The organism is Micromonospora sp. NPDC049257, from assembly GCF_040678915.1.
Classification (GTDB): Bacteria; Actinomycetota; Actinomycetes; order Mycobacteriales; family Micromonosporaceae; genus Micromonospora; species Micromonospora antibiotica.
Genome location: NZ_JBFAQU010000031.1, coordinates 1 through 15,459 on the forward strand (window position 1 = coordinate 1; position 15,459 = coordinate 15,459).

Consider the following 15,459-nt stretch of genomic DNA (forward strand, 5'->3'; position numbering starts at 1 on the left):
GCCCGCAGCGCCGGCACGGTGGCGGCGGTGACCCCGCCGATGGCGATCACCGGCACGGCGACGGCGGCGACGACGGCGTGGATGCCGACCCGCCCCCGGCCCGACGGGTCCGGTCTCAGCAGCGGGGCACGTTCGGGATGTAGCCGTCGTGGCCGGTGTAGACGTAGGCGTCGGCGATGAACCGGCCGGAGCCGATCCGGTCCCAGATCGCGCTGGTGCCGTAGGTGCCGGTGACCGTGGTGCCGCTGGTCTGGCAGCCGATGGTGACGTTGGTGCCGTCGGCGACCGTGCCGACCGACGCGTAGCCGGTGCCCGGCCCGGACCGCACGGTCAGGGGCGTGCCGGCGGTGTCGACCGTGCCCGACCCGGTGCCGCTGGAGCAGCCGTTGCCGCTGGTGTACGTCTTGGTGCCCCAGTACAGCGCGACCGTGCCGTTGAACTTGACCTTGATGTCGTCGCCGTTGAGGCGCTGCTCGTAGTGCAGGTGCGGGCCGGTGGAGCCGCCGGTGGAGCCGACCCAGCCGATCACCTTGCCGTAGCCGACCTGCTGCCCGACCGAGACGTTGAAGCCGTTGAGGTGGGCGTAGTAGGTCGTGTAGCCGCCGCCGTGGTCGATCCGGACGTACTTGCCGTAGCTCGTACCGCCGAGGTCGGTGACCCGGTCGACGGTGCCGGGGGCGCTGGCGACCACCGGGTCACCGACGTCGTCGGTGCGGTTGAAGTCGATCGCGTTCGCCGGGCTGTGGTCCGACCGGGTCTGGCCGGACCAGGACTGGTTGCAGGGGAAGGGCACCTTGAACGTGGGCGCGGCCCACGCCGGGCCGGCCGGCACCAGGATTCCGGTGGCCAGCAGAAACGCTGCCAGCAAGCTCCACCACCGTTTACGCATCCAGCACCTCCGATGTAGAGATTCTTCGATGTCCTGCCCTGAGGGTGGCAGATATCGCCATCAATGGGAAGCGGTACGGACCCCTGCCCACCCCTATTCGGTGACCACGGGTGGGAGCGCGCCCACCAGCGGTGAGAGGGTTTCGTGATTGTTACCGGGCCGTGTCCACCAGGGGGGTGGACCGATCGGGATGCAAGCGCTTACATGTGGGGACGACTCATCGGACCGGCGTCGGGTTCCCCCACCTGTGGGCGCGCCGGCAAGGAAGGAGAACGGCATGGCGTTTGCCAGATCACGCCAGGCTCTCGCGATCGCCGGCGTGCTGGGGCTGGCCCTCGGCGCCGCCGCCTGTGGCACCGGCAACGACAAGAAGAGCAGCAACGCGGGCTCCGCCGAGTGCGCCGCATTTGAGAAGTACGGCGACCTCGACGGCAAGAAGGTCACCGCCTACTCGTCTATCCGGGACATCGAGGCCGACCGGCTGGCCCAGTCCTGGAAGCAGTTCGAGGACTGCACCGGCATCGAGATCGACCACGAGGGCTCCGGCGAGTTCGAGGCCCAGATCACCGTGCGGGTCGACGGTGGCAACGCCCCCGATCTCGCCTTCATCCCGCAGCCCGGCCTGATCAAGCGGTTCGCCGACGCCGGCAAGCTCAAGCCTGTCGCCGCCGCCACCAAGACCGAGGCCGAGGCGAACTACTCCCCCGACTGGCTGAAGTACAGCACCGTCAACGGCCAGTTCTACGGCGCCCCGCTGGGCTCGAACGTCAAGTCGTTCGTCTGGTACTCGCCGAAGACCTTCAAGGAGAAGGGCTGGGCGCCCCCGACCACCTGGGACGAGCTGATCAAGCTCTCCGACACCATCGCGGCCAGCGGCACCAAGCCGTGGTGCGCCGGCATCGAGTCCCAGGACGCCACCGGCTGGCCGGCCACCGACTGGATCGAGGACGTGCTTCTGCGTACAGCCGGCCCCGAGGTCTACGACCAGTGGACCACCCACGGCATCCCGTTCAACGACCCAAAGGTGGCCGACGCGCTCAACCGGGCCGGCACCATCCTCAAGAACGAGAAGTACGTCAACGGCGGCTTCGGCGGCGTGAAGAGCATCGCCACCACCTCCTTCCAGGAGGCGGGCGTCCCGATCACCACCGGTAAGTGCGCCCTGCACCGGCAGGCGTCCTTCTATGCCAACCAGTGGCCGAAGGGCACCAAGGTGGCCGAGGACGGCGACGTCTTCGCGTTCTACTTCCCGTCCATCGACCCGGCCAAGGGCAAGCCGGTGCTGGGCGCGGGCGAGTTCGTCGCGGCCTTCACCGACCGCCCCGAGGTCCAGGCGGTGCAGACCTACCTCGCCTCCGGCGAGTACGCCAACAGCCGCGCCAAGATCGGTGACTGGGTGTCGGCGAACAAGAAGCTCGACCTGGCCAACGTCCCGAACCCGGTGGACAAGCTCTCCGTGGGCATCCTCCAGGACCCGAAGACCGTGTTCCGCTTCGACGGCTCCGACCTGATGCCGGCCGCCGTGGGCACCGGCACCTTCTGGAAGGGCATGATCGAGTGGATCAACGGCAAGGACACCGCCACCGTGCTGGGCAACATCGAGAACAGCTGGAAGTGAGCTGAGACGGTGGCCCGGTCCGTACCCACGGGCCGGGCCACCGTCTGATACCGAACCCTTGAGAGGGAGGGTCGATGGAGTTCGACTTCGCTGAGGAACAGCCGAAGTTCCTCATGCTGATGTACGGGCTGATCGCTTTCGTCGCGGTGGTGGGCGGTCTGCTCCTGCTCCTCGACGTGGTGCCGGCCTGGTTCGCCCGCCGTCGGGAGGCGCAGTTGGTCGCCGCCTCGACCGGCGGTGGTCCACTGCCCCGCCGACGCAAGCCGCGGGAGGGGCTGTTCGCGCTGTTCTTCCTGTTGCCGACGTTGCTGCTGCTCAGCATCGGGTTGGTGGTGCCGGCGCTGCGGACCGTCCTGCTCTCCTTCATGGACGCCGGCAGCAAAGACTGGGTGGGGCTGAGCAACTACAGCTGGATGTTCTCCGAGGACTCGATCGTCCGGGTCCTGCTCAACACCCTCATCTGGGTGCTGCTGGTGCCGCTGGTGGCCACCAGCTTCGGCCTGCTCTACGCCGTGATGGTGGACAAGGCCCGGTTCGAGTCCATCGCCAAGTCACTGATCTTCCTGCCGATGGCGATCTCGTTCGTCGGCGCCAGCATCATCTGGAAGTTCGTCTACGCCTACCGCAGCGAGGACCAGGACCAGATCGGCCTGCTCAACCAGGTCGTGGTCAGCCTCGGCGGAGAACCCCGGCAGTGGCTGCTCGACTCACCGCTGAACACCTTCCTGCTCATCGTCATCATGGTCTGGATCCAGGCCGGTTTCGCCATGGTGGTGCTCTCCGCGGCGATCAAGGCGATCCCGGCGGACATCGTGGAGGCGGCCCGCCTCGACGGGGTCAGCCCGTGGCAGATGTTCTGGCAGATCACCATGCCGAGCATCCGTCCGGCGCTGATCGTGGTGGTGGTGACCCTGTCGATCGCCACGCTCAAGGTCTTCGACATCGTCCGGACGGCCACCAACGGCAACTACGACACCAGCGTGATCGCCAACGAGATGTACAACCAGGCGTTCCGGTACGGCGAGAACGGGCAGGGCTCCGCCCTGGCGGTCTTCCTCTTCATCCTGGTGATCCCGATCGTGATCTACCAGATCCGCAACCTGCGTCAACAGCGGGAGGGCTGAGATGACCACCGCCACGCCCACCGTCGGAGCCGGGGCCCAGGCCGCCGGGAAACCGACCACCACCGCCGGCCGGGTCCGTAACCGGCTCAACAGCCGCACCGCCACCCTGGTCTCGATCGTGATCGCGCTGCTCTGGACGATCCCGACCTTCGGCCTGTTCATCTCCTCGTTCCGCCCCGAGGCGGAGATCAAGTCCACCGGCTGGTGGACGTTCTTCACCGACCCGCAGTTCACCCTGGAGAACTACCAGGACGTGCTCTTCGGCTCGTCCTCCTCGTCGGGGCAGCTGGCCAGCTACTTCATCAACTCGCTGGCCATCACCATCCCCTCGGTGCTGTTCCCGTTGGCCTTCGCCTCACTCGCCGCGTACGCACTGGCCTGGATCAACTTCCGGGGGCGGGACTGGCTCTACATCGCGATCTTCGCGATGCAGATCGTGCCGTTGCAGATGGCCCTGGTGCCGCTGCTGAAGTTCTTCTCGACCGGGGTCACCGTGGCCGGTGTGCAGCTGATGCCGGCCTGGAACCTGGTGGACGAGCAGAAGTTCGCCCAGGTGTGGTTCGCGCACACCTGCTTCGCGCTGCCCTTCGCGGTGTTCCTGCTGCACAACTTCGTCTCGCAGCTGCCCCGGGACCTGATGGAGGCGGCCCGGGTCGACGGGGCCACCCACCCCAAGATCTTCCGCACCATCGTGCTGCCGCTGATCACCCCGGCCCTGGCGGCCTTCGGCATCTTCCAGTTCCTCTGGGTCTGGAACGACCTGCTGGTCGCACTGATCTTCGCCGGGGGCGGCAACGAGACCGCCCCACTCACCGTGCGGCTGGCCGAGATGGCCGGCACCCGGGGCAACGAGTGGCAGCGGCTCACGGCCGGCGCGTTCGTCTCGATCGTCGTACCGCTTGTCGTGTTCCTGTCGTTGCAGCGCTTCTTCGTGCGCGGTCTGCTCGCCGGCAGCGTCAAGGGTTGAGGTCCATTCGCCGCCGCCCGGCAGCACCGGGCGGCGGCGGAGGGCGGCGCGGAGCGGGGGAACCACAGCGTGACCAGGATCGACGACGTGGCCCGGCTGGCCGGGGTCTCCACCGCCACCGTCTCACGGGCGTTGCGCGGCCTGCCGACGGTGTCGGCCGCGACGCGCCGCCGGGTGCTCGCCGCCGCCGAACAGCTCCAGTACGCGGTGTCGCCGAGCGCCTCCCGACTGGCCGGCGGCCGGACCGGCACCGTCGCCGTGGTGGTCCCCCGGATCACCCGCTGGTTCTTCGGCACCGTCGTCGAGGCGGTCGAGGAGTTCCTCCACGACTCCGGTTACGACCTGCTGCTCTACAACCTCGGCGGGCGGGAGCAGGTGCGGCAGCGGGTGCTGCGCACCGCCAACCTGCACAAGCGGGTCGACGCGATCGTGCTGGTCGCCACCCCGCTACGGCCGGCCGACCTGACCGCCCTGGCCGAGCTGGACCTGCCCGGCATCACCATCAGCTCCGGCAGCACGGTGCCGGGTTGGCCCTGCGTCCGGATCGACGACGTCGCGGCGGCCCGGACCGCCACCCGGCACCTGCTCGACCTGGGCCACCGACGGATCGCCCACATCTCCGGCGACCCGACCGACGAGTTGGCCTTCACCACCCACACCGACCGTCGTCGGGGCTACCGGGAGGCGCTGCGCCGCGCGGGTCTGCGCCCCGATCCCAGCCTGGACATGGAGTCGCAGTTCACCATCGACGGCGGCAACCAGGCCACCGTCGAACTGCTGGCCCGGGGCGAACCACCCACGGCGATCTTCGCCGCCTGCGACGAGATCGCGATGGGCGCGATGACCGCGCTGCGCGACGCCGGGTTGCGGGTGCCGCAGGACGTCAGCGTGATCGGCGTGGACGACCACGACCTGTCCGGCGTGCTCGGGCTGAGCACCATCGCCCAGCCCGCCGCCGAGCAGGGCCGGCTCGCCGCCCGGCTGCTGCTCGATCCGCTGGGCACCGGCACCGTCGAGCCGTACGCCGGACGGGTGCCGGCTCCCCGCGGGGCCGACGGCGACGGCACCACGCCGACCCCGCCGGTGATCCTGCCCACTCGGCTGGTGGTACGGGAATCGACCGCCCCTCCCCGGGCACACTGAACGGATTCACCCCCGCACGGCACGGCACGCTCGACACAGGGAGAAGGCTCTGAACACCGACGCGAGGCAGCAGGACCAGTCCATGGGCGTGGCCCACGGATGGTGGACCGAAGCCGTCATCTACCAGATCTACCCGCGGTCCTTCGCCGACTCCGACGGCGACGGCATCGGTGACCTGCCCGGCATCACCGCCCGGCTCGGGCACCTGGCCGAGCTGGGTGTCGACGCCGTCTGGCTGTCGCCGTTCTACCCGTCGCCGCAGGCCGACGCGGGCTACGACGTCGCCGACTACCGCGACGTCGACCCGCTGTTCGGGAGCCTGGCCGACGCCGACGCGCTGATCGCCGAGGCCCGCGCGAAGGGCCTCAAGGTGATCGTCGACCTGGTGCCCAACCACACCTCGTCGGCGCATCGCTGGTTCCGGGCCGCCGTCACCGCCGCCCCCGGCAGCCCCGAGCGGGCCCGGTACATCTTCCGCGACGGCCTCGGCCCGGACGGCGCGACGCCGCCCAACGACTGGCAGAGCGTCTTCGGTGGCCCCGCCTGGACCCGGCTCGTCGAGCCCGACGGCCGGCCCGGCCAGTGGTACCTGCACCTGTTCGACACCGCCCAGCCCGACCTCAACTGGGACAACCCGGAGATCCGCGCCGAGTTCCTGGACGTGCTCCGGTTCTGGCTGGACCGGGGGGTCGACGGCTTCCGGGTGGACGTGGCGCACGGCCTGATCAAACAGGCCGACCTGGCCAACTGGGAGGAGCCGCAGGAGATCCTCTCCGGCAACGAGGCGGACAAGCCGCGCCCACCCATGTGGGACCAGGACGGCGTCCACGAGATCTACCGGGACTGGCGGCAGGTGCTCGACTCCTACGACGGCGCGCGGATCCTGGTCGCCGAGGCATGGGTGGAGCCGGCCGAACGGATCGCCCGCTACGTCCGCCCCGACGAGATGCACCAGGCGTTCAACTTCGAGTACCTGCTCGCCGCCTGGACGGCCCCCGCCCAGTACGCGGTGATCACCCGCTCACTGGAGGCCACCGACGCCGTCGGCGCCCCCACCACCTGGGTGCTGTCCAACCACGACGTCATCCGGCACGCCTCCCGGATGGGCCTGTCCGCCCAGGGCGGCCGACCCAACGGCATCGGCATCGGCGACCCCCAGCCGGACGCCGCGCTGGGCCTGCGCCGGGCAAGGGCGGCCACCCTGCTGATGCTGGCCCTGCCCGGCTCGGCCTACCTCTTCCAGGGCGAGGAGTTGGGGCTGCCGGAGCACACCACGCTGCCCGACGAGGCCCGGCAGGACCCGACCTGGGAGCGCAGCGGCCACACCCAGCGGGGCCGGGACGGCTGCCGGGTGCCGATCCCGTGGGAGGCCGACGCCCCGTCGTACGGCTTCGGCCCGACCGACGCCAGCTGGCTGCCGCAACCGCCGCTGTGGGCCGAGTACGCCCTGGACCGGCAGCAGGGGGTGGCCGGTTCGACGTACGAGACGTACCGGACCGCGTTGCGGCTGCGGCGCGAGCACGGCCTGGGTCGGGGCACCCTGGAGTGGCTCTCCTCCGGCGACGAGACGCTGATCTTCCGCAACGCCGGGCTGACCGTGCTGACCAACTTCGGCACGGCCGCGGTGCCGCCCCCGGCCGGGGAGCTGCTGCACAGCAGCGCGCCGCTGGACGCCGACGGCCGGGTTCCCACCGACGTCACGGTCTGGGTCCGGCACTCCTGACCCACTCCGGCACCGCCGGGCGCTGCATCCACCCGTTGGTGCAGCGCCCGGCGGTGCCCGGCGCTCGGGCGGCTTCACTCCCGACGGTGCCCGGCGCTCAGGCGGTGCAGTTCCCCGGCGGTGCCGACGCTCGGGCTCACCGGTGACACCTGCCGGGCGGGACGGGACCGGGGCCCGGGTACTGCCGGTCGCGTCCTTTCGAGCTGATGACGTCAGCGACTCACCGACCCGGATGACACGCACCCACCAAAGTGACGACAGCAGCTCAGCGGCGGAAGACCCGCCCCAAGCCGATCGGCCGGGAACGTCCCGTCCCGCCCACACCGGCCTCTCAGCCACGATGGCGGGCCACGGACGGCGACGCGTTCGGGCTGGCTGGTGATCCGTCAACGTCATCAGCTCGAAAGGACGCGACGGGGTGTACCTGCCCGGCCCGACCGAGCGGGAGCGACACGGCCCCGGCAGGCAGGCCCCGGCAGGCAGGCCCCGGCGGGCAGGTCAGCGGCGGGCTGCGCGGTCGTGCAGCAGGTCGCGAACCGCGGTGATGTCGCGGGGTGAGGTGCGCGAGGCCAGCCAGTACATCAGCCCGGTAGGGATGAAGAAGAGCTGGAACGCGGCGAGCCCGACCGCGTAGTTCAACGGCGGCGGGAAGGCCACCCGCAACGCGTGGAAGGCCGCCCCGACCAGCCCGTTGCCGGCTGCCCGGCCGACCCCGTTGACCAGGTTACCCAGGCTGTAGACGGTGCCCCGGTGCTCCGGCGGGTTGACGTCGGCGATCAGGGCGAACCAGTTCGGCGAGTTCGCCGAGGTCAGCGCCAACGCCACCAGGGCCGTCAGCAGGCTCAGCCCGACCGTCGGCTCGGTCACCACGCTGGCCAGCACCGCACCCACCACCGCGCCGGTGCCGCCGCCGTCGGGCACGTCGATCCGGATCGGCACGAAGAACAGCACCAGGTAGAACGGCAGCGCCGCGAGGATGCCGACCGCCGCGACCAGGGCCCGCCCCCGGGGGGTACGCCGTTGCAGCGCGTCCCCGGCCAGCCCGCCGACGATGGAGAACACCCCGCCGAGCTGGAACAGGGTGGCGAAGACGCTGCCCACCACGACCGCCGTCGCCGCCGAGTAGCCCTGCCCCTGCGCCCGCTCGGCGAACAACACCGGCAGCCACACCAGCGAGCCGAACGCCGCCTGCGCGGTGAGGCCCTGCATGATCAACCAGCGGTTGGTCCGCCGGCCCAGGATGCGCGGCAGGTCGGCCCGGGTGATCCGGTAGTCGTACTCGACGCCCGCCTCGATCGCCCCGGCCAGCTCCGGTTCGCTCTGCCCGCGCCGGATGTCGTACGTCAGCAGGTAGGCCACCGTGGCGGCCAGACCGACCACGGTGAGCAGCAGGAACGGGCGTCGCCAGTCGGTCGCGCCGAGCAGCCCGCCGGTGAGCGTGCCGGCCAGGGTGCCGACCCCCTGGGACAGCCCCCAGAAGCTCATCACCAGCCCCCGGCGACGCGGGGAGATCAGGTCGGTCACCACAGAGAACCCGACCGAGCCGACCGCACCCAACCCGACCGCGGCGACCAGTTGCGCGGCGAGGAACGTCGGGAAACCGGTGGCGAACGCGCTGCCGCCGGTGCCGGCCGCCCAGACCAGTGTGCCCACCATCAGCAGCGGCTTGCGGTTGGTCCGGTCGCCGACGTACGCCCAGGCCACCGCCGCGACCGCGCTGACCAGGAAGCTCACCGCCGTGACCAGGCCGAGCATCCGCTGCGGCACCCCCAGCGCCCCGGAGATCGGCCCGTACAGCGGGGGCACCAGGCCGATCGCCACGTTGTCCAGCGAGGCGAGCACCACGAACACCACGACGCTGTAGAGGCGGTGCGCCGTGTTTCCGCGCCGGGGCATCCTGCTGCCGGTCATGTCCGGCAGCCAACCAGGTGGGTCTCCCGGCCCGACGGGCACCCCCGCCGGGGCGGCACCGCCGACCCCGTCCCTGCGGGATCACCACGCCCGACAGGTGGCCGGGCCCTCGTCGGAGGTGACCGGCAGGACCACGGGGGACCCGGTCGTCGACCGGTGACCGGCCCCCGTGCGCCGGTCACCGGTCGACGTCGCCGGTCGGGTGGATCACTCCCCGGTCGCGGCCACCCGGTCGAGGGTGTGGTCGCGGGCCTCGGCGTACCGCTGCCGGATGGCGGGGACGGGCTCCGCCGCGTACTCCTCGGTGTCCTTCGGCGCCCAGGTGGGCGGGGTCGCGCCACCCAGGGCGAGCCAGGCGGCCTGGCGGGCCGCGCCGTCGGCGACGTACTCCCCTGGCGGGGGCACCAGCACCGGGCGACCGAAGACCTGGGGCGCGATCCGGCGGACCGCCGCCGAGCGGGCCCCGCCACCGACCAGGATCACCCGCTCGACGGTGGCCCCCTGGGCGACCAGCGCGTCGAGGCCGTCGGCCAACGCGCAGAGCATCCCCTCGACCGCCGCCCGGGCCAGGTGGGCCGGGGTGGCGGTGCGCAGGGTGAGGCCATGCACCGAGCCGGTGGCGGTGGGCCGGTCCGGGGTCCGCTCCCCTTCCAGGTAGGGCACCATGACCAGGCCGTCCGCCCCGGGTGGGGCGCTCAACGCCAACTCGGACAACGCGTCGAGGTCGACGCCGAGCAGCGTCGCCGCCGAGTCGAGCACCCGGGCCGCGTTGAGCGTGCAGACCAGCGGCAGGAACCGGCCGGTGGCGTCGGCGAAGCCGGCCACCGCGCCCCCGGCGTCGGCGGCGGGGGTGTCCGCCACCGCGAAGACCGTGCCGGAGGTGCCGATCGAGACGACCACGTCGCCCGGACCCGCGCCGACGCCCAGCGCGGCGGCGGCGTTGTCCCCGGTGCCGGGGCCGAGCAGGACGTCCCCGCCCGGCGTGGGCGAGCCCGCAGCGCCGTCGGGCCGGCCGGCGGCACCGCCCAGCACGCCCGGGTCGAGCACCCCGGCCTGCTCGGCCGGGCCGAGCACCGTGGGCACCTCGACGACCCGACCGAACGCCTGTTCCAGCAGGTCGGGTCGGTACTGCCCGGTGGCCGGCGACCAGTAGCCGGTGCCGCTGGCGTCACCCCGGTCGGTGCGCAGCGCCGCCAGGCCCGGGGCGCCCGCCAACCGCCAGGTCAACCAGTCGTGCGGCAGGCAGACGGCGGCGACCCGGGCGGCGTGCTCCGGCTCGTGCCGGGCCAGCCAGCGCAGCTTGGTGGCGGTGAAGCTGGCCACCGGGACCAGCCCCACCGCGTCGGCCCAGAACCGGCGGCCGGTCTCCCCGCCGCCGGCCTCGGCGATCAGGTCCCGGGCCGCGTCGGCGGACCGGGTGTCGTTCCACAGCAGCGCCGGCCGGACGACCTCGCCCGCCTCGTCCAGGCAGACCATGCCGTGCTGCTGACCGGCGACCGCCACGGCCGCCACGTCGGCCAGCCCGCCGGCCGCCTCGACGGCGGCCAGCAGGGCATCCCACCAGGCCCGTGGGTCGACCTCGGTGCCGTCCGGGTGCGGCGCGCGGCCCTCACGGACCAGCGCGCCGGTCTCCGCGTCCCGGATCACCACCTTGCAGGACTGGGTGGACGAGTCCACCCCGGCGACGAGCGGCATGCCGGGCCGCCTCAGCGCGCGCCGAGCAGGTGCTCGACGGCGAGCTGGTTGAGCCGGACGAAGCCGAAGCCCTTCGCGGCCGTCGCGTCCACGTCGAACTCCTCGAACGCGGACCGGTCGGCGAGCAGCCCGGCGTAGCCCTCACCGTCGCCCAGCGTCGGGCTGGCCAGCTCGCCGACCTTGCTGGCGGCGAGCGCCTCCACGACCTCCGGGTCGGCCCGGAACGCCGCCGCCCGCTCCTTGAGCAGCAGGTAGGTCGCCATGTTGGCCTCGGCCGACGCCCACACCCCGGCGATGTCCTCGGTGCGGGAGGGCTTGTAGTCGAAGTGGCGCGGGCCGTCGTACGCCGGACCACCGTTGGGGCCGCCGTTCTCCAGCAGGTCCACCAGGGCGAACGCGTTCATCAGGTCGCCGTGGCCGAAGACCAGGTCCTGGTCGTACTTGATGCCGCGCTGGCCGTTGAGGTCGAGGTGGAACAGCTTGCCCTGCCAGAGCGCCTGGGCGATGCCGTGGGCGTAGTTGAGGCCGGCCATCTGCTCGTGCCCGACCTCCGGGTTGAGGCCGACCATCTCGGGGCGGGCCAGCTCGGAGATGAACGCCAGCGCGTGCCCGACGGTGGGCAGCAGGATGTCGCCGCGCGGCTCGTTCGGCTTGGGCTCGATGGCGAACCGCAGGTCGTAGCCCTGGTCGACGACGTACTGGCAGAGCACGTCAACGGCCTCGCGGTAGCGGTCCAGCGCGGCCCGGATGTCCTTGGCCACGTCGTACTCGGAGCCCTCCCGGCCGCCCCACATGACGAAGGTCTTGGCACCCAGGTCGGCGGCGAGGTCGACGTTGCGCAGCACCTTACGCAGCGCGTAGCGCCGGACGTCACGGTCGTTGCTGGTGAAACCGCCGTCCTTGAACACCGGGTGGGTGAAGAGGTTGGTGGTGACCATCGGCACGACCAGCCCGGTCTCGTCCAGCGCCTTGCGGAACCGGGCGAGCTGGGCCTCCCGGGCGGCGTTGTCGGCGCCGAACGGGATCAGGTCGTCGTCGTGGAAGGTGATGCCGTACGCGCCCAGCTCGGCGAGCCGGTGCACGGCCTCGACGGCGTCCAGCTCAGGGCGGGTGGCGTCGCCGAACGGGTCACGGGCCTGCCAGCCCACCGTCCAGAGCCCGAAGGAGAACTTGTCGGCGGGGGTGGGACGGGGTGCCATGGCAGACCTCCGGTGGGGATGATGGTGGTGGCGGTGGGTGTGTCGCCCGCAATTTGTTCAGTGGTTGAATTAAATGGCCGTGCTGTGGCACTGTCAAGGGGTGACCGAGACCCGGACCGTCGGCGCGGTCCGCCAGGGAAGCCTGCGCGAACTCAACCTCGCCGTGGTGCTGCGGCGGATCGCCGACACCGGCCGGCCGCCCTCCCGGGCCGAGATCGCCGCCGACACCGGCCTGACCCGGGCCACCGTGTCCGCGGTCGTCGACGACCTGATCGCCGGCCGGCTGGTCACCGAGGCCGATCCCGCGCCCCGCACCGGTGCCGGCCGGCCCGCCCGAGGGCTGCTGCTCGGCGACACCGGCCCGGCCGGGCTCGGCCTGGAGGTCAACGTCGACTACCTCGCGGCCTGCGTGGTCGACCTCACCGGTGCCGTCCGGCACCACGAGGTACGCCGGATCGACCTGCGCCCCCTCTCCCCCGCCGACGCGCTCACCGCCCTGGTCGCCCTGGCCCGCCGGGCGCGTACCGTCGCCGACGACGCCGGACTCGGCCTGGCCGGGGCGGCCCTGGCCGTGCCGGGGCTGGTCGACGCGCGGGGCCTCGTCCGGCTCGCCCCCAACCTCGGCTGGCGGGACGTGGACGTGCCGGCCCTGCTCGCCGGTCACCCCGCCCTCACCGACCCGGTCGACGGGGTGCCCCCACTGGTGGTGGAGAACGAGGCGAACCTCGCCGCGCTCGGCGAACTGCACGCCCGCCCCGGCGGCCCACAGAGCTTCCTGCACGTCTCCGGCGAGATCGGCATCGGTGCCGGGATCGTGCTCGACGGGGCGCTCTTCCGGGGTTCCCGGGGCTGGAGCGGCGAGTTGGGCCACGTACCTGTCGATCCGGGTGGTCCCACCTGCCGCTGCGGCGCCCGGGGCTGCCTGGAGACGTACGCCGGGCAGGAGGCCGTGCTGGCGGCGGCCGGGCTGGCGGGCGCGGACCTGCCCGCCGACACCGCCGCCCGCCGGCTGGCCGACCTGGCCTGCTCCGGTGACCCGGCCGCGCTCGCCGCGCTGAACGCCGCCGGCACCGCCCTCGGGGTCGCCGTCGCCGGGGTGGTGAACCTGCTCGACCTGGACACCGTCGTGCTCGGCGGCGGATACGCGACCCTCGCGCCGTGGCTGTGCCCACCGGTGCTGGCCGAACTCGACGACCGGGTGCTCACCAGCGGCTGGTCCCCGGTGACGGTGCGCCCGGCGGCGCTCGGTGCCGAATCCGCCGCCGTCGGCGGGGCCGGTTCGGTCGTCCGCCGGATCATCGCCCGGCCGTCCGGGTGGCTGTCCCACCCGCGCTGACCCCCGGTTGTCGGCTGGGCGATCGTCACCCCACCTCGGTACGCTTTCCCTGAGGCAACGATTCCTACCGAGGAGAGCACTCCCAGCATGCGCAGAGGTCGACAGACCGACGCGCCCGGCGACCGACGGTGACGACCACCCGTCGGGACGGGCGCGCCGGTCCGGTCAGCGGGGATGGCCCGGTGTCGCACGCGCCGGCCCGGCCGCCGGCGGACCAGTCGCTGCCGGCCGACCCCCAGCTGGCCCGGGAGCTGCTCGACGGTCTCGCCGAGGCCGTGGTCACCACCGACCCTGCCGGGCGGGTCACCCTGGTCAACGCGATGGCCGGGCAGCTCCTGCCCGAACTGGCCCCCGGCGTCGACCTGGCCGCGCACACCGTGCCGGCGCTGGCCCGGGCGGTCGTCGAGGGCACCGGGACGTTCGACGCCGAACACCACGGCCGCCGGCTGCGCGGCGTCTGCCGCCCCCTCGCCACCGGCGGCTGCGCCTGGTATGTCCGCGACGTCACCGACGAACAGGCCCGCACCGACGCGCTGCTCGCCGAGCGCTCCCGCACCGCCTTCCTGGCCCGCGCCGGCAGCCGACTCGGGCTGTCCCTGCACCGCGAGCAGACCCTGCGGGCCACCGTCACCCTGCCGGTGCCCTACCTCGCGGACGTCGCGCTGGTCGTGCACCGGTCACCACAGCCCGGCGAGGACCTCCCGCACTGGTTCCGGTACGCCGACGGCGAACCCGGCCCGGTCGGCGGGGTCGCCAGCCGGCAACTGGCCGGCGCGGTCCCCGGGCTCGTCGAGGCGCTCGACGGCGAGTCCACCGACCCCAGCCCCTGGCTCGACGCCGAGCTGGCCGACCTGACCGCCGTCCTGCCGGAGACCTTCGGCCGCCCCGGGACCGTGCTGATCAGCCCGATGCTCAGCGCGGGTGGGCCGGCTGGCGCGTTGATCCTGGTCCGGCGGGCGGGGCGGGCCGGTTTCGACCCGCGCGACATCGAGCTGACCAGGGAGTTCGCCGCCCGCGCCGGGTCCGCGATCGCCGCCGCCGAACTCTACGGCGAACAGGCGCACCTGGCCCGGGTGCTCCAGCACAGCCTGCTCCCCCCGCAGCTGCCCCCGGTGCCCGGCGTCACCCTCGCCGGTGGTTACCGCTCCGCCGGGGACAGCCTGCGCATCGGCGGCGACTTCTACGAGGTCTTCCCCACCGCCACCGGCGCCCTGTTCGCCCTCGGCGACGTCTGCGGCAAGGGGGTCGGCGCGGCCGTGCTCACCGGCCGGGTACGCCAGTCGTTGCAGACCCTGCGACTGGTCGAGCAGCGCCCCCACGAACTCGTCCAACTGCTCAACCGGGCACTGTTCGACTCCCCCGACGCCGCCCGGCGTAGCCAGTTCACCACCCTGCTGCTGGGCACCACCGAGCCGGGGTCCGACGGCGGGGTCCGGGTCCGGATCGCCGGCGGCGGGCACCCGTCCCCCCTGGTGGTACGCGCCGACGGGAGCATCGTCGAGGTGCGGGTGGGCGGGATGCCGATCGGTGCGTTCGCCACGGCGACGTTCGCCGAGGTGGAGGTGCGGCTCGCCCCGGGGGAACTGCTGCTGGCGTACACCGACGGGGTGACCGAGGCACGCGGTGGATCGGCGGCCGTCGAGATGTTCGGCGAACACCGGCTGCGGCAGGCGCTCGCCTCGGTGGCCGGGCTGCCGCCGTCCGCCGTGATCGACTGGTTGCTCCAGCTCGTCGACGAGTGGCTCGACGGCGAGAGCCACGACGACATCGCGATGCTGGCCGTCTGCGCGGCGGAACCTGCGTGACCCGACCGACCCCGGACGAACCCACCCGGGAGGAACCGGGCCGGGCGAC

At 72.6% G+C, this 15,459-nt stretch carries 11 protein-coding genes; 7 read left to right on the plus strand and 4 right to left on the minus strand.

Features of this window, described 5'->3' with window-relative positions:
- Nucleotides 1-115: 115 nt before the first annotated feature.
- The gene (locus AB0K25_RS28285; protein WP_357534949.1) at nucleotides 116-868 is read right to left on the minus strand and encodes a peptidoglycan DD-metalloendopeptidase family protein; all 753 of its coding nucleotides are present in this window, start codon (nucleotides 866-868) and stop codon (nucleotides 116-118) included.
- A 298-nt stretch (nucleotides 869-1,166) separates the two neighbouring features.
- On the opposite strand from AB0K25_RS28285, the gene AB0K25_RS28290 reads away from it, so the two are divergent.
- The 5 genes from AB0K25_RS28290 (at nucleotide 1,167) to AB0K25_RS28310 (ending at nucleotide 7,464) form a co-directional block, all read left to right on the plus strand.
- Entirely contained in the window at nucleotides 1,167-2,507 is a 1,341-nt protein-coding gene (locus AB0K25_RS28290) for an ABC transporter substrate-binding protein (protein WP_219464396.1), read from the plus strand.
- Between the two features lie 74 nt (nucleotides 2,508-2,581).
- Nucleotides 2,582-3,631 carry a sugar ABC transporter permease gene (locus AB0K25_RS28295; RefSeq protein ID WP_208568462.1) on the plus strand — a complete coding sequence of 350 codons (1,050 nt, stop codon included), beginning with the start codon at nucleotides 2,582-2,584 and terminating at the stop codon, nucleotides 3,629-3,631.
- Between the two features lies 1 nt (nucleotide 3,632).
- Nucleotides 3,633-4,598, plus strand: a complete 966-nt coding sequence (locus AB0K25_RS28300) for a carbohydrate ABC transporter permease (protein ID WP_208568461.1) — start codon at nucleotides 3,633-3,635, stop codon at nucleotides 4,596-4,598.
- Between the two features lie 69 nt (nucleotides 4,599-4,667).
- Nucleotides 4,668-5,741: a LacI family DNA-binding transcriptional regulator gene (locus AB0K25_RS28305; protein ID WP_219464397.1), complete on the plus strand. Its 1,074-nt coding sequence runs from the start codon at nucleotides 4,668-4,670 to the stop codon at nucleotides 5,739-5,741.
- Between the two features lie 82 nt (nucleotides 5,742-5,823).
- The gene (locus AB0K25_RS28310; protein ID WP_357534951.1) at nucleotides 5,824-7,464 is read left to right on the plus strand and encodes a glycoside hydrolase family 13 protein; all 1,641 of its coding nucleotides are present in this window, start codon (nucleotides 5,824-5,826) and stop codon (nucleotides 7,462-7,464) included.
- Nucleotides 7,465-7,962: 498 nt separating this feature from the next.
- Here the strand turns inward: AB0K25_RS28310 and AB0K25_RS28315 are convergent, their stop codons facing one another.
- From AB0K25_RS28315 to xylA, 3 genes are all read right to left on the minus strand, one after another.
- Nucleotides 7,963-9,375 carry an MFS transporter gene (locus tag AB0K25_RS28315; protein WP_219464399.1) on the minus strand — a complete coding sequence of 471 codons (1,413 nt, stop codon included), beginning with the start codon at nucleotides 9,373-9,375 and terminating at the stop codon, nucleotides 7,963-7,965.
- A gap of 207 nt (nucleotides 9,376-9,582) precedes the next feature.
- A complete protein-coding gene (gene xylB, locus AB0K25_RS28320; RefSeq protein WP_219464400.1) occupies nucleotides 9,583-11,070 on the minus strand; it encodes a xylulokinase in 1,488 nt (495 codons plus the stop codon).
- 11 nt (nucleotides 11,071-11,081) lie between these two features.
- Nucleotides 11,082-12,269: a xylose isomerase gene (xylA, locus tag AB0K25_RS28325; RefSeq protein ID WP_208568456.1), complete on the minus strand. Its 1,188-nt coding sequence runs from the start codon at nucleotides 12,267-12,269 to the stop codon at nucleotides 11,082-11,084.
- A 73-nt stretch (nucleotides 12,270-12,342) separates the two neighbouring features.
- On the opposite strand from xylA, the gene AB0K25_RS28330 reads away from it, so the two are divergent.
- Both AB0K25_RS28330 and AB0K25_RS28335 read left to right on the plus strand, forming a co-directional pair.
- Entirely contained in the window at nucleotides 12,343-13,605 is a 1,263-nt protein-coding gene (locus tag AB0K25_RS28330) for an ROK family protein (RefSeq protein ID WP_219464401.1), read from the plus strand.
- A gap of 182 nt (nucleotides 13,606-13,787) precedes the next feature.
- The gene (locus AB0K25_RS28335; protein WP_357534954.1) at nucleotides 13,788-15,410 is read left to right on the plus strand and encodes a PP2C family protein-serine/threonine phosphatase; all 1,623 of its coding nucleotides are present in this window, start codon (nucleotides 13,788-13,790) and stop codon (nucleotides 15,408-15,410) included.
- The last annotated feature ends 49 nt before the right edge of the window (nucleotides 15,411-15,459 follow it).